Annotated in this window: 20 protein-coding genes and 1 riboswitch; of the genes, 18 read left to right on the forward strand and 2 right to left on the reverse strand. The window is 30.2% G+C overall.

The features are described from left to right. The first annotated feature begins 11 nt into the window (after positions 1-11). The 8 genes from CLPA_RS00785 to CLPA_RS00820 all read left to right on the forward strand — a co-directional run bounded on the left by CLPA_RS00785 (position 12) and on the right by CLPA_RS00820 (position 12,197). Positions 12-884 carry a L,D-transpeptidase family protein gene (locus tag CLPA_RS00785; protein ID WP_003440412.1) on the forward strand — a complete coding sequence of 291 codons (873 nt, stop codon included), beginning with the start codon at positions 12-14 and terminating at the stop codon, positions 882-884. Between the two features lie 134 nt (positions 885-1,018). Then, the gene (locus tag CLPA_RS00790; RefSeq protein ID WP_003440415.1) at positions 1,019-1,594 is read left to right on the forward strand and encodes a nucleoside recognition domain-containing protein; all 576 of its coding nucleotides are present in this window, start codon (positions 1,019-1,021) and stop codon (positions 1,592-1,594) included. A 14-nt stretch (positions 1,595-1,608) separates the two neighbouring features. Continuing rightward, the gene (locus CLPA_RS00795; RefSeq protein WP_003440423.1) at positions 1,609-2,127 is read left to right on the forward strand and encodes a spore maturation protein; all 519 of its coding nucleotides are present in this window, start codon (positions 1,609-1,611) and stop codon (positions 2,125-2,127) included. A gap of 70 nt (positions 2,128-2,197) precedes the next feature. Continuing rightward, positions 2,198-2,833 (forward strand): uracil-DNA glycosylase, encoded by a 636-nt coding sequence (locus CLPA_RS00800; protein WP_003440425.1) that lies wholly within the window; start codon positions 2,198-2,200, stop codon positions 2,831-2,833. 83 nt (positions 2,834-2,916) lie between these two features. After that, positions 2,917-6,186, forward strand: a complete 3,270-nt coding sequence (locus CLPA_RS00805; RefSeq protein WP_003440427.1) for a DEAD/DEAH box helicase — start codon at positions 2,917-2,919, stop codon at positions 6,184-6,186. A 501-nt stretch (positions 6,187-6,687) separates the two neighbouring features. Further along, a complete protein-coding gene (gene metG / locus CLPA_RS00810; RefSeq protein WP_003440429.1) occupies positions 6,688-8,628 on the forward strand; it encodes a methionine--tRNA ligase in 1,941 nt (646 codons plus the stop codon). A gap of 147 nt (positions 8,629-8,775) precedes the next feature. Continuing rightward, positions 8,776-8,941, forward strand: a riboswitch (M-box (ykoK) riboswitch). Between the two features lie 232 nt (positions 8,942-9,173). Beyond that, on the forward strand, positions 9,174-10,892 hold the full coding sequence (locus tag CLPA_RS00815; protein WP_003440431.1) for an ABC transporter permease: 1,719 nt from the start codon (positions 9,174-9,176) through the stop codon (positions 10,890-10,892). A gap of 12 nt (positions 10,893-10,904) precedes the next feature. Continuing rightward, on the forward strand, positions 10,905-12,197 hold the full coding sequence (locus CLPA_RS00820; RefSeq protein WP_003440432.1) for an ABC transporter ATP-binding protein: 1,293 nt from the start codon (positions 10,905-10,907) through the stop codon (positions 12,195-12,197). A 54-nt stretch (positions 12,198-12,251) separates the two neighbouring features. Here the strand turns inward: CLPA_RS00820 and CLPA_RS00825 are convergent, their stop codons facing one another. Together CLPA_RS00825 and CLPA_RS00830 are read right to left on the reverse strand one after the other, a co-directional pair. Further along, positions 12,252-12,521 carry a hypothetical protein gene (locus CLPA_RS00825; protein WP_003440435.1) on the reverse strand — a complete coding sequence of 90 codons (270 nt, stop codon included), beginning with the start codon at positions 12,519-12,521 and terminating at the stop codon, positions 12,252-12,254. Positions 12,522-12,847: 326 nt separating this feature from the next. Continuing rightward, on the reverse strand, positions 12,848-13,045 hold the full coding sequence (locus CLPA_RS00830) for a cold-shock protein (RefSeq protein WP_003440437.1): 198 nt from the start codon (positions 13,043-13,045) through the stop codon (positions 12,848-12,850). Between the two features lie 509 nt (positions 13,046-13,554). Between CLPA_RS00830 and CLPA_RS00835 the strand changes: the two genes are divergently transcribed. From CLPA_RS00835 to CLPA_RS00880, 10 genes are all read left to right on the forward strand, one after another. After that, positions 13,555-14,319, forward strand: a complete 765-nt coding sequence (locus CLPA_RS00835) for a TatD family hydrolase (protein ID WP_003440440.1) — start codon at positions 13,555-13,557, stop codon at positions 14,317-14,319. A 391-nt stretch (positions 14,320-14,710) separates the two neighbouring features. Continuing rightward, positions 14,711-15,736: a 3D domain-containing protein gene (locus CLPA_RS00840; protein WP_003440443.1), complete on the forward strand. Its 1,026-nt coding sequence runs from the start codon at positions 14,711-14,713 to the stop codon at positions 15,734-15,736. A gap of 308 nt (positions 15,737-16,044) precedes the next feature. Further along, the gene (gene rnmV / locus CLPA_RS00845) at positions 16,045-16,590 is read left to right on the forward strand and encodes a ribonuclease M5 (RefSeq protein WP_003440446.1); all 546 of its coding nucleotides are present in this window, start codon (positions 16,045-16,047) and stop codon (positions 16,588-16,590) included. 10 nt (positions 16,591-16,600) lie between these two features. Beyond that, entirely contained in the window at positions 16,601-17,434 is an 834-nt protein-coding gene (gene rsmA / locus CLPA_RS00850; RefSeq protein WP_087946536.1) for a 16S rRNA (adenine(1518)-N(6)/adenine(1519)-N(6))-dimethyltransferase RsmA, read from the forward strand. Between the two features lie 138 nt (positions 17,435-17,572). Further along, a complete protein-coding gene (locus CLPA_RS00855; RefSeq protein ID WP_003440452.1) occupies positions 17,573-19,459 on the forward strand; it encodes a hypothetical protein in 1,887 nt (628 codons plus the stop codon). 256 nt (positions 19,460-19,715) lie between these two features. Beyond that, positions 19,716-20,297 carry a hypothetical protein gene (locus CLPA_RS00860; protein WP_003440455.1) on the forward strand — a complete coding sequence of 194 codons (582 nt, stop codon included), beginning with the start codon at positions 19,716-19,718 and terminating at the stop codon, positions 20,295-20,297. A gap of 192 nt (positions 20,298-20,489) precedes the next feature. Continuing rightward, entirely contained in the window at positions 20,490-21,353 is an 864-nt protein-coding gene (locus tag CLPA_RS00865; RefSeq protein ID WP_003440458.1) for a YhfM domain-containing protein, read from the forward strand. A 186-nt stretch (positions 21,354-21,539) separates the two neighbouring features. Next, complete coding sequence (locus CLPA_RS00870; protein ID WP_003440461.1) at positions 21,540-22,385, forward strand: Mrp/NBP35 family ATP-binding protein; 846 nt, start codon at positions 21,540-21,542, stop codon at positions 22,383-22,385. A gap of 76 nt (positions 22,386-22,461) precedes the next feature. Further along, on the forward strand, positions 22,462-22,650 hold the full coding sequence (locus tag CLPA_RS00875; protein ID WP_003440464.1) for a ferredoxin: 189 nt from the start codon (positions 22,462-22,464) through the stop codon (positions 22,648-22,650). A 212-nt stretch (positions 22,651-22,862) separates the two neighbouring features. Further along, on the forward strand, positions 22,863-25,304 hold the full coding sequence (locus CLPA_RS00880; protein ID WP_003440467.1) for a sugar phosphate nucleotidyltransferase: 2,442 nt from the start codon (positions 22,863-22,865) through the stop codon (positions 25,302-25,304). Positions 25,305-25,926 lie beyond the last annotated feature (622 nt).

Genomic DNA, 25,926 nt, shown 5'->3' on the forward strand with positions numbered 1-25,926 from the left:
ATAAATATGTTATGAAAAGAGTTTTACTAACAGGAATAATAGCAATAATAATAATTTTTACTTTTTCAGCCTGCAGCAGCTTAGCGGACATAGGTAGTGCCTTTGCACAAAGATTATCATCTAATAAAAATCAAACCACTCAAAATGACAATCAAAAGGCAAAAGATAATAAAACACAAAAAAAAGAAGAAAATAAAGTTAAAACACCGCCTAGAGATGTATTGAAGGCTGGGGATAAAGGAGATGACGTAAAGGACATTCAAGATAGACTTAACAAATTTGGATATAAAGTAGATGAAGATGGAGATTTTGGAGAACAGACAGTTTATGCGGTAATGGATTTTCAACATAGACATGGTCTGACCACTAATGGAATAGTAAAGGGAGCTACATTAGATGACCTAAAAAAAGACCCCACAGTTGATGTAATGTATCAACCAGTAGCACAGGTAATATCCAATGCCAATGCTGAGAATGTTGAAAGTATAGTTAATCAAGCAAATATAAAAAGTTATACGGATTATTTGGTATTTGTAAGTATATCACAGCAAATGGTATATATTTTTAATGGAAGCAGTGGAAATTGGAAATTGATAAACTCATTTCAGTGTGCATCAGGAACTGGAGGAACCCCAACAGTTTTAGGTAACTTTTTTGTAGGAATTAAAGGACCTCAATTTGAGTCAGGTCAAGCTATACTTAAATATTATACTCAAATTCAAGGCAATTATTTATTTCATAGTGTTTTATTCGATAAAAATGGTAATTTATTAGATGGTACACTGGGGAAATCTGCTTCTCATGGTTGTGTAAGGCTGGCTCTAGAAAATGCAAAATATATTTATGATAATATTCCAATAGGTTCTGGGATTTGGATAAAATAAAACTTAGTTATGGTACCATCAAAATTATTTGGTTGTAATAATTTTGATGGTATTTTTATGTTTTATATAAAATTATAAACTTAAAGTAATTTTAATGACAGCTTGTATATATAAATATATGAGGGGGGATTACTGTGATAAATTATATATGGTTTATAATTATAGCCTTTGGTATTATATTTGGACTTGTAACGGGAAGAGGAGAAATAGTATCAAAAGCTATTGTCAATTCCACTGCTTCCACTGTGGAATTAACAATAGAATTATTGGGATTAATGTGTCTTTGGTGTGGAATAATGAGAATTGCACAAAAAAGTGGACTGACAGATAAATTGGCAAAAATATTAAAACCAATACTTAGAATCATTTTTAAAGACAGCTTTAAAAATGATAAAATTATGACACCTATGATTATGAATTTAACATCTAATATGATGGGACTTTCGAATGCTGCTACACCTTTTGGGATTGAAACCATGAATGAAATGGAAAAAGTAAATCCTGTTAAAGGTACTGCAACAAATGATATGGCTAAATTCTTAGTCTTGAATGCGGCATGTATACAATTTATTCCTACCTCAGTTATATCTATAAGAGCAGCTTGTGGTTCTCAAAACCCAGGGATAATTATAATACCTGCCATAATAACTACTGGTATAGCTGCTTTTATGGGGATAGCATATTGCAAGATATTGGAAAGATATTTTTGAGGAGAGTGAAATAATTGAGTTATGCTATTAAAGCAATAATACCTATAATTATATTACTTATAATTGTATATGGTATGTTAAAAAACATAAAAGTTTATGAATGTTTTGTAGAAGGAGCAAGGGATGGCATAAGTATATGTATTAAAATATTTCCCTATCTTCTTGCGATGATTATAGCTGTGACTGTTTTCAGAGAATCTCATGCTATGAATTATTTCATAGCTTTAGCAAAGCCTATAGTAAAAATTATTGGATTGCCTCCAGAACTTGTACCGTTAGCTTTAGTAAAGCCTTTATCAGGCAGTGGAGCTATGGGTATATTTGCAGAAACATTAAAAAAGTATGGAGCAGATAGTTATATTGGACTAGTTGCATCTATAATGATGGGATCTACTGAAACAATATTTTATACTATAACAGTATATTATGGTGCTGCAGGCATAAAAAAGATAAGACATACTCTTTGGGCTGCAGTGCTGTCAGATATTACTGCTATCATTATGGCTGTAACTTTTGCAAAATTTATTATATAGTTTATAGAATGAAATTTTTTTGGTAAAACTTATGATATAATAAAAAAAACTGTAACTTGAGGTGATTATTTTGCTTCGTTGGAAAGAACTTAAGGAAGAAGTTAATGTATGCACTAAATGTGAATTATATAAAAATAAAACTAATATAGTATTTGGTGAAGGTAACATAAAAGCTAAATTGATGTTTGTAGGAGAAGCACCAGGAGCTGATGAGGATAGAACGGGGAGACCTTTTGTAGGCAGAGCAGGACAGCTTCTTACTAAAGCTCTCAGTGCACTGGATATAAAAAGAGAAAGTGATTATTATATTTGCAATGTATGCAAGTGCAGGCCAGAAAACAATAGAACACCCGTGGAAGAAGAAGCCATAACCTGTATACCCTATTTGAGGAATCAAGTGGCTCTTGTAAATCCTAAAATAATAGTATGTTTAGGTGCTGTATCTATGAAGTATGTTATGCAGGAAGCCATAAAGAATAATAGTGATTTTCTAGATGATAGAGAAAGAGAACTTTGGAGTGAAGTGTTAAAAACTGGAATTATGAAGATAAGCAGAGATAGAGGTAAGTGGGTAAAAATAAGGAATTTTAATATGATGGCAACCTTTCACCCAGCTGCTCTTTTTAGAGATGAAAGTAAAAAGAAATTATTTTGGCAGGATCTTAAGGCTATGAAGGAAAAAATGGAGGAAGTAAACAGAGATTAATTCTATTACTTAGAATTTTAAAAATTAGTTGAAATAATTTCTTGCATTTGGATAAAATATGAAATAAGAAGAGGTGAAAATGGGTGTTTGATATCAAAGAGGAAACTGTAAAATATTGGGTTGATGATCTTGTATACAAAAAGGCAGAGGATTATTATAAAAATGATAAAGTAAAAAGTATAAATGTTACTAAAAATTACAACAAGAGTCTTAACATTAATGAAACCAAAATAGAATCTGTAGTTATGGGTGAGGATAAAAAGTTTTCAAATGAAATATTATTTAATGATAAGACTGGGGTTAATAGTGTAAAATGTGAGTGCAGGGAATTTCATAATTATAATTTAAATGATAGAATCTGTCCACACTTAGCGGCAGCTATGTTCAAATACATAAGAGATAAGAGTAGTATAACTGGACATATAAATTCCATAAGAACAAAATTACTGATTGATCAAATAAAAAATGGAATGATAAGTGTAGAAACCAATAAAAAAAAATTGAGCTTAGAGATAAAGTTGGAGATAACTCCATGGTCTGAAAAAGGTTCAAATCTTCAATTGAAAATTGGAGAAGATAGATTGTACGTAGTTAGGAATATGAGGGAATTTATAAGTGCTTATATTGGTAAAGGCGAAAATATAGAGTTTGGAAAAGGGTTTACCTTTGATTCAAATATTCATTATTTTGATGAAGAAGATAAAAAAATTATAGATATTATAGAAGAAATCTATGAAGATGATAAAAGAAATTTGCAAATGGAATATTCCTACTATAATAATAGCAATAGGATTTTAGTTGGTAAAAGGGCACATCTTACAGATATAAAGGTAAAAAGATTTTTAGATATAATAGAAAATAGAGAAATAAATGTAATTTTAAAGGGTGAAGAATATAAAAATGTTAAAGTTATTCAAAAAGATATACCTTTAGAATTTGAGTTGCTACATAATAATAATGAAATAGAACTTATACAAAAAGGCAGTATTCCCTCTCCTGTTACTATAAATGGAGAATATTTTTTCTATGAAGGATTTATCTACAAAGTAGAAGAGAAAAAAAGAAATTTATATATACCTTTTTATAATACATTTCTTAAAGAAAAAAAGAATGTTATAAAATTTGACTTAGAAGACAGCGAAAAAATTGCTTCCTATGTAATACCAGGTCTGGAAAAAATAACGGATAATGTGGTTATAGATACAAGCCTTCAAGAAAAATTTTACAAGGAACCATTAAATGTTAAGGTATACTTAGATAGATCAAATGATATGGTAATGGCAAAAATTAAATTTTGTTACGGAAATATAATTATAAATCCTTTGAGTAAAGATAGTGGCAGATTAAAAAATTCCATACTTATAAGAGATGTAGAAACAGAATTAAGTATAATTAAACTATTTAAAAGTTATAAGTTTCAAAAATATGGTGATGAATTCATAAACAATGAAGAGGAACAAATTGTTGATTTTTTAAATGATGGTGTAAAAGAATTACAGGATTTTTGTGAAATATACTATTCAAACTCCTTTAAAAATTTTAAGATATATGGTACTTCTTATTATTCAGGAGGAATAAAGTTAAATGAAAATGATCTATTAGAATTTAACTTTGAAATAGAGGGCGTAGAGAAAAGTGAGCTTAAAAATATATTTGAAGCTTTAAGACAGAAAAAAAAATATTATAGATTAAAAAAAGGAGGATTTGTACCTTTAGAGTCAGAGGAAATAAAAAATATAGGAAATATGATAGATTTTCTAGATATAAAAGATTCCCAATTACAAAAGGATAAAATTATAATTCCCAAATACAATTCAATGTACATAGACGAAAATATAAAATTACATAATATGGACTATATTAAAAGAGATAATAAATTTACTCAGCTTATAAACAGTATAAAATATGTAAAAGACATAGATTTTTTTGTTCCTAAAGAACTTGAAAGGATCATGAGAAAATATCAAAAATTCGGTTTTAAGTGGTTGAAATCTCTAGCTAGATGCGGTTTCGGAGGTATATTAGCAGATGAAATGGGACTTGGAAAAACTCTACAGGTGATTAGCTTTTTAGCTTCTGAAAAAAAATCAGGAAATAATATACCAAGTATTGTAATATGTCCAACTTCTTTAGTTTATAACTGGCTTTCAGAAATTCAAAGATTTTATCCAGATCTAAAAGTTTTAGTTATATCTGGATCAAGAGAAGAAAGAAAAAATTCTATAGAGAATTATAAAGGTCATGATATTTTGATAACATCTTATCCGCTTATAAGAAGGGATATTGAATATTACCATTCTATAGATTTTAAGTATTGTATTTTAGATGAAGCTCAGCAGATAAAAAATCCTAATTCTATTAATGCAAAATCAGTAAAAGAGATAAAGGCGGAAAATTACTTTGCCCTTACTGGAACCCCTATTGAAAATTCCCTTACAGAGCTTTGGTCCATATTTGATTTTATTATGCCGGGATATCTTATGTCACATACTAAATTTATAAAAAAATATGAAGCACCTATTGTAAAAGGAAATGACAAAAATTCCTTAGGGGAACTAAATAAGCATATAAGACCTTTTATATTAAGAAGGCTTAAAAGTGAAGTTATAAAAGAACTTCCCCCTAAAATTGAGCATAAGATAACTGTAGAGATGGCAGAGGAGCAAAAGAAGGTATATGCTGCATATCTGCAAAATGCTAAAGAACAAATAGATAGTAATATTAAAGAAAAGGGATTTAATAAAAGTAAGCTTATGATACTGTCTATATTAACTAGGTTAAGGCAGATTTGCTGTGATCCCTCTATATTTATAGAAAATTATAAAGGTGACAGCGGAAAACTTGCGGCGTTAGATAATATAATTGATAATAGTATAAATTCAGGTCATAGAATATTGCTATTCTCACAGTTTACCAGTGTATTAAAAAATATAGGAACATTTTTAAGTGAAAAAAATGTAGAGTATATGTATTTGGATGGACAAACGAAGATGGAAGAAAGAGGTCATATGGTAAATGAGTTTAATAAGGGAAAGGGAGATATATTTCTTATATCTTTGAAAGCAGGAGGAACCGGGCTTAATTTGACAGGAGCAGATGTAGTTATACACTATGATCCTTGGTGGAATCCTGCTGTTGAACAACAGGCCTCTGACAGGGCTCATAGGATTGGTCAAAAGAAAACGGTAGAGATAATAAAGCTTATAGCTATGGGAACTATTGAAGAAAAGATATATGATCTTCAAGAGAAGAAAAGGGATATAATAAAGAGTGTTATGGATAGTGAAAATTCTGAGGAAACTATAATTTCAAAAATGTCAGAAGAAGAAATAAGGGAGTTATTGACTAGTTAAAGAATATTATAAACTTATTGTTGACAATAAAATCTATATATAATAACATAAAGTTATAGAATTGTTAACTGAATAACGTGAATTACTAGTTAATTATTAATACAAATATTGTTATAATAATTTGAAATTTGTTTATAATAACATATAAAGCTATTTATAAAAAAATGCATTGATGGGAAGAGTAGCAGATAAAAGTATTTATAAGAGAGCTGAAGTTGCTGAAAATCAGTAATATCTATATTTGTGAACATGGCCCCTGAGCAGTATATCTGAATAAAACTAATCTTGTTTTATAGGGTATGACGAGAAGCACACGTTAAAGTGCAAGGTGATAAAATTAGTAGGGATGGGTTATTAAAGTTATCCTATATTGAGGAGTCACTTAGTGAGATCTCTTGATTAAAGGCAGAGATGAAATAGAGTGGTAACGCGATAATACGCCTCTAAATAAAACTTAGTTTTATTTAGAGGTTTTTTGTTTTAGAAATAGGAGGAAAAGTTATGAGTGAAAAGAAAAAATTTTATATTACTACACCAATTTATTATCCATCAGCTAAACTTCATATAGGTAATACCTATACTACAGTAGCGGCAGATGCATTAGCCAGATTTAAAAGGCTATGTGGATATGATGTAATGCTGCTTACTGGGACGGATGAACACGGTCAAAAAATACAGAGAAAAGCTGAAGAAAAAGGAGTAACCCCTAAAGAATATGTAGACGAAATAGTAGCAGGAATAAAAGATTTATGGAAAATGATGAACATAGGCTATGACAAATTTATAAGAACTACTGATGATTATCATGTTAAAGCAGTTCAAAAGATATTTAAAAAACTTTATGACCAAGGTGATATATATAAAGGTTCTTATGAAGGATTATATTGTACTCCCTGTGAATCCTTCTGGACGGAAACACAGCTTGACCATGGAAACTGTCCTGACTGTGGGAGACCAGTAGAAAAGACAAAAGAAGAAGCTTACTTTTTTAAGATGTCAAAATATGCAGATAGACTTATTGAATATATAGAAAGTCATCCCGACTTTATTCAACCAGAATCAAGAAAGAATGAAATGCTTAATAATTTCTTGAAACCAGGATTGCAGGATTTATGTATTTCAAGGACCTCATTTAACTGGGGAATACCTGTTACCTTTGATGAGAAGCATGTTATCTACGTATGGATAGATGCACTATCAAACTATATTACAGCTCTTGGATATGGCAGTGACAATGAAGAATTATATAAAAAGTATTGGCCTTGTGATTTACATCTAATTGGAAAAGATATATTAAGATTTCATACAATATACTGGCCTATAATGCTGATGGCTTTAGGACAGGAACTTCCAAAGCAAGTTTTCGGACATGGATGGTTATTGGTAGACGGAGGAAAAATGTCAAAATCTAAAGGGAATGTAGTAGACCCGGTAGTATTGGTTAATGAATTTGGCACTGACCCCGTAAGATATTATCTATTACACGAAATACCATTTGGAGCAGATGGATTATTTAATAATGAAATATTCATTAAAAAGATAAATTCTGATCTAGCTAATGATCTTGGAAATTTGGTTTCAAGAACAGTGGCAATGATAGAAAAGTATTTTGATGGCACTATACAAGCACCTACAGATAAAGAGAATATCGATAATGAACTCATTGATTTAGCCTTGGAAACCCCTAGAAATGTAGAAAAGCATATGGATAACCTAAAAATACCAGAAGCTTTAGATGATATTTGGAATCTTATAAGAAGGTCAAATAAATATATAGATGAAACTACTCCATGGATACTTGCTAAGGATGACAACAAGAAGGCTAGATTGGGAACTGTTTTATATAATTTAATAGAAAGTCTTAGAATTGTATCTACACTTTTATCAGCCTTTTTACCAGATACCAGTAAAAAAATAAATGAACAATTAAATGTAGAATTGACCACTTGGAATAGTATAGCAGCCTTTGATGGAACAAGAGCAGGAACTATAGTAAATAAGGGAGAGGTTATATTTCCAAGAATAGATGTAGATGCTAAACTTGAAATACTTAATAAAATAAGAGAAGATCAATTAAAAGCTTCAGCAAAATCATCAATAAAGCCAATAAAAGAAGAAATTACTATAGAAGATTTTGATAAGATAGATTTAAGGGTAGTAAAAGTAATAGAATGTGAGGCAGTAAAGAAATCCAATAAGCTTCTAAATTTAAAGGTGGACTTAGGTGGTGAGGAAAGACAGGTTATTTCAGGAATTTCCAAGTATTATAAGCCTGAAGAACTTGTAGGAAAATATGTAGTGCTTGTAGCTAATTTAAAACCAGCAAAATTGAGAGGAGAACTTTCACAAGGCATGATACTTGCAGCTGCAACAGATGATGATAGTAAATTATTTACTGTATCAATACCAGGAGAGTTGCCAACAGGAAGTCAGGTAAGATAAGATTTCAATTAAAACATTATTGACAATATATAAAATAAGTTATATTATTACAAAGGATAATGATAACAGACAAATTGTAAATTGTTATGCTGATTTTATAAGTTTATAACATATATTTAACATAGCAGATTTATAATGTATAAAGTAAAAGGAACTTGTTAGGTGAGGTTCCTATATGAATATACGCTACTACCCAGAAATGTGGAGACACGCCAATGGGTTAGCTGGTACTACCGAATTAAGGTTTTATCTAATGTAGCTGAGAATTTCTCTAAGTCATATAGTGCCAAAACTCAACTAGGTGGGAGTTTTTAATGTGCTTTTAAAAGCTTTCACTTATGGTGGAAGCTTTTTGTTTTGTGTATTAATCAGATTAGGAAAGGTGATGATATATATGGACGGAGATGCCAGTTGCTGTAAATTCAAAAGTTTATATTGTGAAATTAAGATTGTATTAGATATTTGAAGATAAATAATAATTTATATTTCACGTATTTATAAAATTTCTTTAACACCTTAATTTCACATTAAGGAGGAGAAATAACATGAAAAATGAAAAAGTCTTTAATAAACAAAAATTTGGCATGATTGATGTTGTAATTTTTATATGTATAGCAATGGTAATATACTTGATAATGTCTCCTGGTATGAATGGAACTTCGGGGAACATTGATGTAAAAATTTCAACGGATTTGGATATGCTACCTTCCTATGCATTGAGATCTGTTTTGAGAATGACGGCTGCCTACATAATAGCTATAATTTTTACACTGACGTATGGATATATAGCTGCTCATAATAAGAAAGCAGAAAAAATACTTATACCAATACTTGATATACTTCAATCTATACCAGTATTATCTTTTTTACCAGCAGTAGTTTTAGGATTAATCGCATTATTTCCCAATGGAACTTTAGGAATTGAAATAGCTTCTATTATATTAATATTCACTGGTCAGGCTTGGAATATGACTTTTAGCTTCTATTATTCTATAAAGATCTTACCTCGAGATCTAAAGGAAGCTTCAAGAATTTTACAATTAAATAGATGGCAGCAATTTAAAAAATTAGAACTTCCCTTTGCCACTATAGGACTTGTTTGGAATAGTATGATGTCTTGGGCTGGTGGATGGTTCTTTTTAATGGCCTGTGAAATGTTTACCCTGCAGGGAAGAAGTTTTAGATTAAAAGGTATAGGATCATTTTTGCAGACTGCTGCTAATGAAGGAAATACAAAGGCACTTATATATGGAATAATAATGCTTCTTATAGTAATAATACTTTTAGATCAATTTATATGGAGACCTGTAATTGCGTGGTCTGATAAATTTAAAATAGAGCTTACACAGTCAAATGATGAGCCTAAATCTTTTGTTTTAAAATTACTCAGACGATCTTATATAGTACAGATATTAACTGAAAAAATATTTGATCCATTTTTTTCCTTTATAGGCAAACGTATAGATAATATTATAATTAACATAAATAAAAATAAAGTTGTAAGTAGTAGAAAATTTGGAAATATATCAAAAATAATAATTAGGATAGTTAGTATAATTGTATTGATATACTTGGGGTTTAATGTAATTAAACTTTTAAGTACTTTAAGTTTTACGGATTTAAAACAAATTCCTAAAGCTGTATTATTTTCCTTGTTAAGAGTTATAGCTGCTCAGATTATAGCATTAATTTGGACTGTACCTGTAGGGGTAGCAATCGGAATGAATAAAAAGCTTGCAAATATATTTCAACCTATTATACAAGTTATAGCCTCAGTTCCAGCTACAGCACTATTTCCCGTAGTACTTGGAGTATTCATGAGTGCACTGGGTGGTCTTGGGTTTGCATCTATAATATTAATGGTAATGGGAACTCAGTGGTATATATTATTTAATGTAGTTGCAGGAGCGATGGCAATACCTGAAGACCTAAGAGCAGCTACTAAAACTTTTGGTATAAGGGGAATAAAAAAATGGAAAACTCTTATACTTCCTGGAATTTTCCCAAACCTTGTTACGGGAATGATTACAGCTACAGGGGGATGCTGGAATGCAAGTATTGTATCGGAATATGTAAACTTTGGAGGACACGCTGTTAAAACTATAGGACTTGGAGCTCTTATTTCTGAGGCTACAGAAACAGGAAATTTTGCATTGCTTTTGATGGGTACAATAACTATGTGTATAGTAGTTGTGGTCATCAACAACGTAGTTTGGAAAAGACTTTATACTCTAGCAGAAGAGAGATTTAAAATAGAAATATAAGGAGTGATGGATTTGAGAAAGCAAAAGGAATTCATAAAAGTAAAGGGAATAACGAAGTACTTTGGAGAGTCGGAAAAGCCTACATTAAAGGACATAAACATAAATATAAATGAAGATGAATTTATAGCTATTCTTGGGCCCTCAGGATCTGGGAAATCATCACTTCTTAGGATTATAACAGGACTTCTTGAGCCTACAGAGGGAGAAGTTATATTTGATGGCAAAAAGGTAGATGGGGTAAATCCTTATGCATCTATAGTTTTCCAGTCCTTTGCTCTATATCCTTGGCTTACAGTACAGGAAAATGTGGAACTGGGATTAAAAGCAAAGGGATTTCCAAAAGACTATACTACAGAAAAGGCATCGGAACTTATAAGCCTTATTGGTTTAGACGGTTTTGAAGACGCCTATCCAAAGGAACTGTCTGGGGGTATGAGACAGAGGGTTGGTTTTGCAAGAGCCCTGGCAGTACAGCCTAAATTGTTATGTATGGATGAACCTTTTTCTGCATTAGATTTTTTAACAGCAGAAAACTTAAGAACAGAACTTATAGATTTGTGGACTAATAAAAAAATGCCTATAAAGAGTGTTATAATGATAACTCACGGAATAGAAGAAGCAGTACTTATGGCAGATAAGATAGTTATGCTTAGTCGTGATCCTGCTAGAGTTATAGCAGAGATAAAAATAAATCTTCCTCATCCAAGGAACAGAAAGTCCATTGAATTTGAAAGAACCGTTGATAGTATTTATAAAGTACTTACAAAGGGTGAATTTGATGATCAAGATGAAAATGAAATAAAAAAAGTGGTTAAAGAGAAGGTGGAAAAACCTGTTGAAATCCCAGCAGCCAGTATTGGTGTTATGTCTGGGTTATTAGAATTAGTAGATGATAACGACGGCAGAATGGATATCTATCAGCTGGGGCGTGATCTTATGATGGAGATAGATGACCTTCTTCCTAATATTGAAGGAATATCCATGCTTAAATTTGCAGATGTAAAAGAAGGGGATATTATTATTACTCCCCTTGGAAGTAGTTTTATTGAAGCGGAAACGGAACAGGCAAAAGAAATTTTCAGAGAGCAGATAATGGATATTTCTACATTTAAAGTTATAGTAAAGGTTCTTAATACTAAGAAGAACAAAACTATGAAAGAAGAATTTTTTCAGGAGTTATTTGCTCAGTACCTGGGAGAGCATTCTATAGAAAGTAAGATGGATGTGATTATAGATTGGGGAAGATATGCTGAACTATTTAATTATGATCACGATACAGAAGAATTATATATAGATATGGAATAACAAGATAGACAAAAAATATATTTCAGCAGTCATTAAATTATGGTGACTGCTTTTTTACAGTGATGCAGTGAATACTCCCATAATAGTTATAACGATTATAAAAACTATTATTCCCATGATACTTAATACGATGCCGGAAGTAGCAAGAGAATCTCCTTTCAGGGTTATGTCATATTCCTGAAAGCGTATTTTGGTTTTTATTCCAATTATAATTCCAAGTATACTAAATAACAGTCCAATAAAGTTTATTATGGGAATAAAGCATAAAATTAATCCTACTATTCCCAAAATTAAAGTGGCAATAGCCATATCATTATTTTTCAAACATAATCACCTCCATTGTATCATTGCTTAATGAATAAGAATATAGCAGATATCTTTATCTCCATGACTACCATCCGTAATTAAACTTTTACATTCTATTAAAGTGGGAGATAACGGCTGCTGTACCGCCTCTGAATAACGATTTTTAAGCATCAAAAAAACATATGAAGAACTCTGCTTATAATGATTATGTGAAAAATATATAACTTATTACTAAATTCTATAAATAAACTGTATAAATTAAAAAGCGTACACAGCAATTTACTTGTACGCTTTTAATAAATATGTTAAGTGAAATTTTTAGAAGTTAAAATTTTACTAACAATCTATGCTTTTCTTACATTAACAGCTTGATCGCCCTTTTGTCCTTGAGTTAGTTCGAATTCAACTTTTTCTCCTTCTTCTAAGGTCTTGAATCCTGACTCTTCAATACCTGAATAGTGGACAAATACATCTTTTCCGTCTTCAGTAGTAATGAAGCCGTAACCCTTTTGAGCATTAAACCATTTTACATTTCCTGTCATTAAAAAAACCTCCTAAAATAGGCATGTGAAAATAAATAATAAGTACAGATGCGACGAATATTTTGAATCATACAAGGAAGCAGGTTCCGAGGATAGTGAGCTATCTGAGGGTTCTGCCGACGCAGTAGGATTCAAAATAGGCTAGCATACTGACTAGTTATTTATTTGAATATGCCTTAACTAATATGAAAATCATCCTGTTGACTTTCTTACATATATTATGCCTATTAAGTAAGTATTTATTCAAATATGTAGGGAAGTCAAAAAACGATATACAGAATCAAAGTAACTTATATATTGAAAAACAGGAAATTGAATCTTAAAATGAAGTAACTACCCGTAACTTTTTATTTAGCTTTCATTAAAAAATTTTCTCATGGATAAAATTAATTTAAATAAAAGTAATATTTATTGAAAAATGCTAAAAAATAAATTGAATCATTACAAAACCAAGAGTTATAATGTATTTTAATGATAATTCAATAAAAACTATAAAGGAGTATTTAAATATGATTTTTGATTCACATGCACATTATGATGATGAGGCTTTTAATAAAGATAGAGATGAAGTAATAGAAGAGCTTAAGGAAAATGAAATTATAGGTGTACTTAATTGCGGGGCATCTTTAGAAGGGGCTAGGGATTCTGTAAAGCTTTCAGATAAATATGATTTTTTTTATGCAGCAGTGGGAATTCATCCAGAGTTTGCAGATGTGGTAAATGACGAAATTATAGAGGAACTTAGAAATCTATCTAAAAATCCAAAAGTTAAAGCTATAGGTGAAATAGGACTGGATTATCATTATGAAGAAAATCCACCTAGAGAAGTTCAAAAGGATGCTTTTTTAAGACAGATGAAGCTTGCAGAAGAACTTGGATTTCCAGTAGTTATACATAATAGAGAAGCTCATGGAGATACCTTAGAAATATTGAAACAATTTCCCAAGGTCCGTGGAGTAATTCATTGCTTTTCAGGAAGTTTAGAGATGGCAAGAGAATGTATTAAATTAGGATACTATATTGGATTTACAGGGGTTGTGACCTTCAAAAATGCTAGAAAAACAGCAGAAGTGGCTAGGGAAATTCCGCTTGATAGAATACTTCTTGAAACGGATTGCCCTTATATGGCTCCTGAGCCTAACAGAGGTAAGAGGAATAGGTCTGATTATATAGAGTATATTGCAGAGAAAATAGCAGAAATAAGGAGGGATGTTCCAATAAATGTAAAAAATCAAGCTATATTAAATACTAAAAGGTTGTTCAATATACATTAATAGTATAAAATAGTATTTAAAGTTATTATTTATTTGATTATTATGAACCTTAATAACAATAATAAAGATATTTGATTACAGTTTGAATGTCTATGATTAAAATTATTAAAGGTATAGATTAGATATATAAATTAATCATAAAATAATTAAATAAATTTTACTTTTACAATACTATTTTATTATTTATATGCATATAATTTAATAAGATTATCAACTCATTTATTAATCTCCTAAAGTGAAATCAGTAATTGCTAAATAGTGGCTATTATACATTTATATTGATAAATATCATACTGCATTTTCTGGTTTTAACTAATACTGGCAGAGAATTTGACATTGTGTAAACTTTGTAGTTATAATGTTAAGGATTCTTGCTGAAGGGGGGATTAACATGTTTAAAAAATTGAGAGATAATTTGTTCAATTCAAACAATTATTTTTCAAAGGGTTCTATTATAGCTCTAATAATGGTGATTATAATATTAAGTGTTACCATATATGCAAGAAGTATGAGAAAAGTTATAGTATTGTCTCTTAATGGGGAGACAAAGAAAGTTGTATCCTACAAAAATACAGTAAAGGATATTTTAGAGCAGAATAATATTAAAATAGGACCTAAGGATAAGATTGAGCCTAATGTAGACACAAAAGTGGAAAATGGACAAGAGATATATATAAAAAGAGCAGTAGGTTTAGAATTACTTGTAGATGGTAAAAATTTAAAAATCAAATCTGGAGAAAAGTCGGTAGAGGATGTGCTGAAAGCAGAAGACATAAAATTAAATGACCTGGACAAAGTAAATCCTTCAAAAGATGAAGAGATTAAATCTGGAATGAAGGTTGTAGTGACAAGGGTCAGTATGAAGCAGGTTAAAGAGGAGAAGCCTATAGATTTTGAAACAGTTACTCAGAAAGATAGTACTATGGGCAGTGACGAAAAGCAGGTTGTCCAGCAAGGTACAGCTGGTTCTAAAGAAGTAACCACTAATATAACATATGAAGATGGAAAAGAAGTTGCAAGGAACATAGTAAGTGAAGTAGTAAAAAGTGAACCTGTAAAAGCCATTGTGAAGGTAGGAACTCTTGGAATTGTAAATGCAAACCGTGGAGGTGGAGGCAGAGTAGTTTATAAAAATAAAATCAGTGCAAATGCCACTGCTTATACAGCTGATCTGAATTTTGGAATAACTGCCTCTGGGACAAGAGTTAAGAGAAATGTGAATGGTTATAGTTCTATAGCTGTAGATCCTAGAGTAATTCCATTAGGATCAAAGCTTTATGTACCAGGTTATGGTTATGGAATAGCAGAAGATACCGGCGGAGCTATAAAGGGAAATCGAATAGATTTGTTTTTTACAAGTGAATCTGAATGCGTCAACTGGGGAGTAAGAGGAGTAGACGTATATATTTTAAAATAGGGGCTTAGTGCTCCTTGTTTTTTTTATTCTCATTATAGAATAAGGTATGTGAAAATAAATAGTAAGTTAAAGATGCGACGAATATTTTGAATCTAACAAGGAAGCAGGTTCCGAGGATAGTAGGCTATCTGAGGGTTCTGCTGATGCAGTAAGATTCAAAATAGGCTAGCTACTGACTTGATATTTATTTGAATATGCCTAAGTACATACCTTCTAAATAATTTCTAATATATATAATGTTGTAACATTAACGTTTAAGCTATATAATTTAGAAGAATATTTAAATGTTATTTGGAGGAAGGTTATTAATGATTAAGGAAGTAATTGTTGTTGAAGGAAGAGATGATATTTCTGCCATAAAGAGGGCAGTAGATGCGGATGTTATAGCCGTAGGAGGCTTTGGAATAAATAAAAAGGTTATTGACAGAATAATAGATGCACAGAAGAGAAGAGGGGTAATTGTATTTACAGATCCAGATTTTGCAGGGGAAAAGATACGAAGAATAATAACAAAGAGAGTGAAAGGTGTGAAGCATGCGAGAATTACCCAAAAGGAGGGAACGAAGGCAGATGATATTGGAGTTGAAAATGCTGAGCCGGAAGCTATAATAAGAGCCCTTAAAAGTGCAAAGTATGAGCATAAGGAAAAAGTTCAGCAATTTAATATTCAGGATATGATATTTTTTAAGCTTACTGCAGATATTAGGGCTAAGGAAAGACGAGATGGTGTTGGAAGGTATCTTGGCATAGGTTATGCCAATTCATCTCAATTCCTGAATAGACTGAATAATTTTGGAATAAGTAAAGAGGAGTTAGTAGAGGCTATTAAAAAGGCTGAAGAGGAGATGAAATAGATTGGAAATTATTAATACAAAGGAGATAGTAAAAAAATACGGTTTTAAATTTACTAAAAGTTTAGGACAAAATTTTTTAATGGATAATGAGGTCTTAAAGGATATAGTAGAAGGTGCAGAAGTTTCTAAAGAAGATTTTGTGATTGAGATTGGGCCAGGGGTAGGTACTCTTACCAGGAAGTTATTAAATGCAGCTAAGTCTGTATGTGCAATTGAACTTGACAGTGATCTATTACCTATATTGGAACAGGAACTAAAAGACTATGATAATTTCATGTTAGTACATAAAGATGCACTTAAGGTAGATTTTAATGAAATAACAGCCCGTGAAAAATCTGTTAAGTTAGTAGCTAATTTGCCTTATTATGTTACTACTCCAATAATATCCAAGTTGTTGACTGGGGGTTATGTTTTTAAATCTCTTACTATAATGATACAAAAGGAAGTGGCAGAAAGAATAGCTGCAAAGCCTAACTGTAAAGAATACGGGGCATTGTCACTACTTGTACAATATTATTGTGATACTAAAATAATACGAAAAGTTTCACCGGAATCCTTTATTCCAAGGCCTAAAGTTGAATCTATAGTAATAAGATTAGATAGATTAAGTGAACCAAGAGTAAAAGTAAAAAGTGAAAAATTATTTTTTACAATAATACGAAATGCTTTTAATATGAGAAGAAAAACTCTTTGGAATGCACTAAAACAGTTAAAGTTAAGCAAAGAAAATCTTGAAAATGCATTTTTAGCAGCAGAGATAGATCCTAAGAGGAGAGGAGAAACCCTTTCTATTGAAGAATTTGGAAAGTTATCAGATAATATTTATGATATAATAAACCAATAATAAAATATGTTTTATTAAAAATGTCTAATATTTTTATGCTAATAGATAAAAAATAATTGACATTTTTTTTTATTTGTTCATTTTTAATTACTTCTCTCATATATTATATTGTATAAATATTGTGGGGGGATAAAGAGGTTGAGTCAGAAAAAAAAATATAGCAGATATTTCATAATACTTCAAGAAGATGAAAAAGGATATGGCTTAGCATCAGACAAAGCACCAACCGGTTATGCCAAATTAGAGGTAAAGAACAGTAAATGTAAAGTTTCCTTTTATGTTCAAAACCTTAAAAAAGAAATGAAACCATATTATATATTACTTATTTGTGATAAGAAAGATAATAAGAAATTAGTTAAGCTTGGTGAATTAAATATAGACAATACTGGAAGAGCCGAAATAAGTAAAGAATTTACTCCTGAAAATATTGCATCTAGTGGAATTTCGGTGGATAAAGTTTCTGGAGCAGCGGTAGTTAGATCTGTTGATACAAATATAGTAAGTGTATTGAATGGATTTGCTGTTACAGATATTCCAAAGGACTGGAAAAAGTACACTTTGATAGATAATGTTGAAAAAAGAGATAATGAAGAAAAACAAAAATCAGAAGAAAATAATACTATTAGTAAAGAAAATAAAACTTTTGATGAGTATGAAGAAAAAATAGAAAAGATTAAGGCTTCGGATTTAAAAGAAAATTCGTCTAAGGTACAAGTTAAAGAAGTTGAGAAAAAGGAAAATGATTTATCAAGGAATGATAATAAGGAATACGAAGAAGATAATATAGAGGGAAATAAAGATGAAGAAAAAAGATTATCAGAAGAAGATATTGAGGATGAAAATGTAGAAGAAGACTTAGAAGATATAAGTGAAGAGGAGATTGAGGATTCAAGAAATCTTAAAAACAAGCTTTTAAAGCATAAATCCAATAAGGAAAATAAATTTAACAAACATAAAAAGGATAATAAAGCAGAGAATAAAGATAAAGTTAAGGAAAAGCCTGTAGTTAATAAAGAGAACAAAGATAAAGCAAAGGAAAGTAATGTAATTAATAAAGAGAACAAAGATAAAGCAAAGGAAAGCAATATAATCAATAAAGAGAATAAAGATAAAGCAAAGGAAAGCAATGTAATCAATAAAGAGAACAAAGATAAGGCAAAGGGAAGTAATATAATTAATAAAGAAGACATTACAGATATTAAAGATAATAAAAAAGTCGAAGATAAAAAGTATAATGTAAAAGAAATAACATCTGAATTAAAGTCAGGAAGTAATGAGATTAAGGACGTTAAATATAATTATAAAGGATCATTGGAAGAAAACATAAAATCATATGATAAAAAAGCTGAGGTAAATGGGTTAAAAGATAATATATCAAAAGGAAGAGATATATTAGATAACAAATATGTAGGAAGTCCCTATAGCAGCATAATTTCAAAAGATAATAACTTAAATAATAATCTTAATTTAAAGGACAATATAGATACAGATAATAATATTAAATCTTATAATGATAATTTTATCAATGATGATAATAAGGGAATACAATACAATAATGAAGATAATTTAAAGAAAGAGAAAAAACAAGTTGAACCTAAAACAAAATCATCAAAATTCTTTCACGGACTAACAAAAAATTTACAGAAGTGGAATGATGATTTTGAGGACCTTAGTAGATGTGAATGGTATAAGATTCCTATAAGATCTATAGAGGATATGTATAAAGCTTCAAGTTATAATAGATACACTATATTATATTATCCTATGATAAGTTATTTCCCTTATATAATAAGGCATGGCCATTATTTATTTGGATATAAATATGATAATGAGGGAAGAGTAAAATATATAGTTTATGGTATACCTGGTACAAAAGCTCATTACGATCAACCTTTTGGAGGAAAATTTGGATTTGTAAGCTGGGTTCAGGGGGAAAATAACAAAGGAAAATATGGAAATATGGGATATTGGTTATTATTCTATGATTTCAGAAAGTCAGTAATAGTGATTCCTGTAAATAAGTGAAATGTGTAAGTTCTTAGTCGGTATAAGTAAAATGTACATGTCATGTGAATTTTATTTATGCCGTCTTCATTTTTCACCTGACTAACTTGGCGTAAGTCTCCCATTTCTTCAAGTGGGAGCTGGACGCCAAGTAAGCCATGCATTTGCAGTTCTAAAATTCAGATGGGGTAAAAGAATCCCCACCTGAATTGAGAACTTGCTTCAATATTCATACATATTTAGATTGAATTTACTAATAAGATAGGGGGATTTGTAAATGAGAGTGTTGATTGTAGATAGAAAAAAAATAGGTGTAATATTTGTAGTTATGGGACTTATGGTAGTTTTATTTTCTGTAGGTATAAAATTAGATAATAGAATAAGAACTACAGCCTTTATTCAAAATAATTTAGGGGCTTTAAAGGAATATTATGCAAAAGAACATAAAATAACTTATAAGCTTCCTGCAAAGTGGACAACAACTCAGCAGAGTTTTACTGGAGGAGAAATATTATATCACAACAATTTTACATCACAAGACGGCAGCATTCATGGTTATGTGCAGATATGGAATCTGCAAAATGATTTGAAAAGTTTTTTACAAAATAGCAAAACAACATCGGAAATTCAAAATGAATCAGATGATTTTAAAATATCAGATGTAGATATAAATGGCAATAAGGGATATCTAGTTACTTATACTACAAAGGGAGTTAATAAGGATTATAATGCTTTTGAATATTTTGTAAATTATAATAATGTTTTTACAAGATTTGCCTTTTATGTAGAAAGCGATAAAATTAATAGTAGTATACCAGCGGTATTTAAAGCAATAGTAGAAACTACAAAATATGAATGATTATGAATAAGGCTTACCCACAGTAATTAATTTTTATATATTAGAAATAGATTTATGGGGTAAGCTTATTTTTATTCATATAAAATACATAAAACTCAATTTGTTTAATCTTGATTAGAGTTAATATAAGACGTATAATAAATACTGTTTATAAGATAGATTTACAGGATATATTATAAGGGAGAGGTTTCAGTGAAAAAAAGGAGCTTAGCTTTAATAGTCATATTTATAGTAATAGCTGGTCTATTTTCTGGTTGTAGTCAGATTGATGCAGCAAAAGTTAAATTAGGTTTAAAAAATCAAGATTTTGAGTATATAAAAGAAGGAAGAGTAAAAAAAGTAGTTATACAAAATAGTAGGGATAGAGGCTATAAATTTGTAGTAACAAATCCTGTGGCTATTTCAGAACTATATGATATTTTATCAGATGCTAAGCCTGTAGATAGTAAAACTTCTCTTGACTCAGATTATATTTTTAGATTAGAAGAAGATTCTGACAAAGTTCATGAATTTAATTATGTAGTAGGATTAGATAAAAAAGATGGAGGAAATTTATATTCTAAAGATAAATATTACATAGTTACAAATAGAATTGATAATGATATATTAAACAATTTTACAGACTTAAGAACACCAAAGGATTTTAATAAGCTCTATTATACATTTATAAAGAAATGCATTGATAGATATAGAGAAGATACCAAAAATAATGATAAATCCATTGGTATAAATATAAATGATGATGTAGATGTAGCTAAATATATATTTTCTTATGATTTAGAGGATTTTAGAAAGTCACTTCCATCTAATGTAAAGCTGCTTAAAGATTCTAATGATTCTTGTGATGTAAAAGAGACCGTTATAACTACAGGATACAAGGCAGCTGGCTATGCAGATGAGTATAAATATAACGGAATAGAATATGATTCAATATATAAAAGTATAGTGACCTTTTATGATAACAATACCAAAGATACAAAAAAATATTATATGACAGCTAGATATAAGAATGGTTGGAATATAACTATTAGTGATAAAAAAAGTAGTGATTTTTAACCTGACTAACTTGGCGTAAGTCTCCAACTTTTTCAAATGGAAGTTCAACGCCAAGTAGGCCATGCATTTGCAGTTCTAAAATTCAGATGCGGTAAAAGAATCCCCACCTGAATTAAGAACTTGCTTCAATTTATTGATAAGCATAAACAGTAAAATATATTTTTAAATAACTTGGAGGATTTTATAATGAGTAACTGTGATAGTTGTGCCAGCAGCAGCCAATGCAGCACAAAGGACAAAGAAAAATGTAACAGTAAAGATAATAAATCTATGCCTAAATATGGCAATATAAAAAATATAATAGGAGTCATAAGTGGAAAAGGTGGAGTTGGAAAATCTACTGTTACTGGTATTATTGCCACAAGATTAAGTAAAGCAGGTTATAAAGTAGGAGTTTTAGATGGAGATATAACAGGACCATCTATGCCAAGGTTTTTTGGTGTCAATGAAAAAAGGGCAGAAATGATTCCTGTAAATAAGACGGAAGTAAAATTCATACCTGTAAAAACAAAACTGGGTATAAAACTTATATCACTTAACTTAATGATAGAAGAGGAAGACGAGCCTGTAATTTGGAGAGGTCCTGTAATAACTGGAGCTTTAAGTCAAATGTATGCTGATACAGAGTGGGGAGAGCTGGATTATCTTATTATAGATATGCCACCTGGAACTGGGGATATAGCTTTAACTGTTATGCAGACTATGCCTGTAGACTCCATGATCGTAGTTTCAACACCCCAGGATATGGTTTCCATGATAGTTAAGAAAGTAGTTACTATGATAAAGAAGATGAATATTCCTATAGCAGGTGTAGTAGAAAATATGTCCTATATAGAATGTAATAATTGTGGAGATAAAATAAGAGTATTCAGTAAAAAATCAGCACAGGAGCAGGCGAATTATTTACAGATCCCTCTTTTAGCTGAGATGCCTATAGACCTGGATTTGGTTGAGAGCCTGGAAAAAGGTGAAGCTGAAGAATACGTAGTAAATAGTAGTGAGTATGAGGCTCTTATACAAAAAATTATATAGATAGTATCATTGTCTTTAAATTTGGAAATAATATATATGTGATGCAAAAATATATTGGTAAAGGTTGGCGAATAATATGCAAGCACATGTTGATAAAGATACCTGTATAGGCTGTGGAGTATGTCCATCTGTTGCACCAGAAGTATTTGCAATGGACGATGATGGAAAGGCAGTGGAAATTGTTGAAAGTGTTCCGGAATCCTCTGCAGATTCGGCAAAAGAAGCAGAGGACAGTTGTCCTGTTAATGCTATAAGTGTTGAATAAAATAAAAGGCTGCATTTTTGTGCAGTCTTTTATTTTTATGAATAATAAATGGATTTAAAGCATTTATATTAGTAGGATATATATTTTAATAATAATAATTTTCAAAATATTTGATAAATTTTTAATAATAAGTTAAAATTAATTAAAATAAGTAATTAAATTTTGCATACATGAACTTAACATTTTAAATTATATAATTAGGATGTGATTTTATGAAGGCAATTATTATGGCAGGAGGAAAGGGAAGCAGGCTTAGACCTTTAACCTGTAATAGGCCAAAACCAATGATGCCTATAATGGGAAAACCAGTGTTACAATACTCTTTGGAGTTTTTAAAAAATAATGGAATAAAGGATATAGGAATTACTCTGCAGTATCTGTCGGATTCAATTATAGATTATTTTGGTGATGGACATGAATTTGGAGTAAACATAAAGTATTTTATAGAGGAAAATCCCCTTGGAACAGCAGGAAGTGTTAAGAATGCAAAGGAATTTCTCGATGAAACCTTTGTAGTGATAAGCGGTGATGCTGTAACAGATATAAATTTAATAAATGCTGTAAACTATCATTGGTACAAAAAATCCACAGCCACTTTGATATTAAAGGAAATGAAAGTACCTTTAGATTATGGGGTTGTAGTTACGGATAAAGAAGATAGAATTATTAGATTCCTGGAAAAACCAAACTGGAGAGAAGTTTTTAGTGATAAGGTAAGCACTGGGATTTATGTGCTAGAACCAGAAGTATTTAGATACTATAGTGGTAATAAAAAAATAGATTTTAGTAATGACTTATTTCCACTATTATTGAAAGAGAATGTGCCTATGTACGGATATACTTCTGATTTCTATTGGAAGGATATAGGTAACATAAATGATTTTATGAAATGTAATCAGGATATTCTTGAGAATAATGTAAACGTAATCTTAGAGGGGCATGAATATAGTAAAGGTATTTGGATTGGGGACAATTGTAATATAAGTGCTGAAGCTAAGATAGAAGCTCCAGTGTATATAGGTGATAATTCAATTATCTATGATAATGCAAAAGTAGGCCCCTATGCTGTAATAGGAAGAAATAATATAATATTATCGGGAAGCAGTATAAAGAAGAGTGTAGTATTTGATGATTCTTACATTGGTAAAAATGCAGAAATAAGGGGAGCTTTAATAGGTAATAAGGTAAGAATCGGCAGTTGTGTTTCGGCATTTAATGAAAGTGTCATAGGGGATGAAAGCAGTATAGGAGAAAAATCCATAATAAAACCCAAGGTGAAAATTTGGCCAAGCAAAAGTGTAGGAGATAAGGAAATAGTAGCAGAAAATTTAATTTGGAGTGATAAAATTCAAAGGAGTTTTTTCAATAACAGAGGTATTGTGGCAGGAGATATAAACGAAAGTATTACTCCAGAATTTCTGTTTAGGTTGAGTTCAGCTTATGGATATATAGTAGGTGCTGATTCTAAAATAGTTATAAGCTGTAGTGAAGAGGGAGCTGCGCAGGTGCTTAAATATTCAGTAGTCGCAGGGCTTATGTCTATGGGTGTTGAAGTATATGATTTAAACAGGAGCACTTTAGAAATAACCAGAATGATAACTGTATCTATGGGGTTTAATGGAGGAATACATGTGTTCCTTCATAAAGATAATAATGAAAAGGCGGATATAGTTTTTATAGATAATAAAGGTCTTAATATCAGTAAAAATATAAGAAGAGAAATAGAAAATAAATTCATAAGACAGGATTTTAGAATGGCAAGGATGGATAACTTTAAATCCATAATAGGTTTAAGTGATTATACTAAGTATTACATTAAAAACATAGTAAATAAAGTGGACAAGAAAATATTAGAAAAGGGTAAGTACAGGATAGTATTTAGTACCAAAAACAGCATTATTAAATGGATATTAATAAATGTATTTAAAGAAATCAAAGTAGATATACTGTTTATAAAAAATATTAATAACCTTCATCAGTTGAGCAGGAAGGTTGTAGAATCCAAAGCAGATCTTGGTGTATGGATATCAGATAATGAAGATGATTATGTACTGATAGATGAAAAGGGTGAGATTATAAAAAAAGCATTGATAGAGGTACTTAAAGCATTAATAATGTTAAATATATTTAATTTTAAAACTTTGGTAGTGCCTGTAGATGCTACTTATTCTATAGAGAAAATAGCATATATGAAGGGAGTGAAATTTATAAGGAGCAAAATGGAACAGGGTAATATAGTAGATGAATATGTGAAAAATGAAAAAGATAAAGACGAAAAAGAAATATTGTCAGCATATCTGTCTACTATAGATGTCGTCAGCATGTTGTCTTTAATATTAAATTTAATGGCTAAAAGGAATAGTACATTATCAGAACTTATAGGAAATGTACCTAAATATTACAGCAGAACAATGCAGATACGATGTCCCTGGGAAATGAAGGGTAAAGTTCTTAGAAATATAATAGAAAATAATAATTTTAATTATTTGGATTTGACAGAAGGAGTGAGAATAAATTTCCCAAAAGGATGGGTGCTTATTTTGCCTGACTTAGAGGAACCTATATGTAATATTACGGCTGAGGGTGAAGATGAGGAATATATTGACAGTATTTTAGACGCTGTAACCAATGATATAAAAAAGATAATCCATTAAATGGATTTAGTCCTATAATATTTAATTTTGAATATATGGTTGTGATAATGAAGCAGTTTATTTTAGTAATATAAATAAATTGTTTGTGAAATTAATAAAATAATAATGACAAAGGAAATAAAAATTGTATAATTATAAAAGTAGGGACAATAATATTAATATATTTAAAAAATTAATATTATTATCCCTAAAAGTATTGTATTAACCATCATAAGGTTATATAATGTAAAAGTAGAAATCGGTGATGATAGGAAGAGTAAATATAATTGGATTTAGGCATAGGAGAATGAATAAGTAGTAAATTGTTTCTAGTTATTTATAAATTCCATGTAAGAGAGTTGGGAGTGCTGAGAACCCAATATGAAGATTATATTGAAGAACATCCTTGAACAGTTAACTGAAAACTTTAAAGTTAGTAGGCTTAAACGGGTGTCTACCGTTAAAAAGACAGGGTATCGGCTGATTGAAGGTTTTGTCTGTACCTGTGAGAGTGAACATTTTATATGTTAAATAGGATGGTACCGCGAAGTTTTAATCCGTTCCTATATCGAAAGATATGGAATCGGGTTTTTTTGTATTTATAAGATTATGTTACAAAAATGAGTAATTATAAGCATAGTTT

This window comes from Clostridium pasteurianum DSM 525 = ATCC 6013 (genome assembly GCF_000807255.1).
In the GTDB taxonomy this organism is placed as follows: domain Bacteria; phylum Bacillota; class Clostridia; order Clostridiales; family Clostridiaceae; genus Clostridium_I; species Clostridium_I pasteurianum.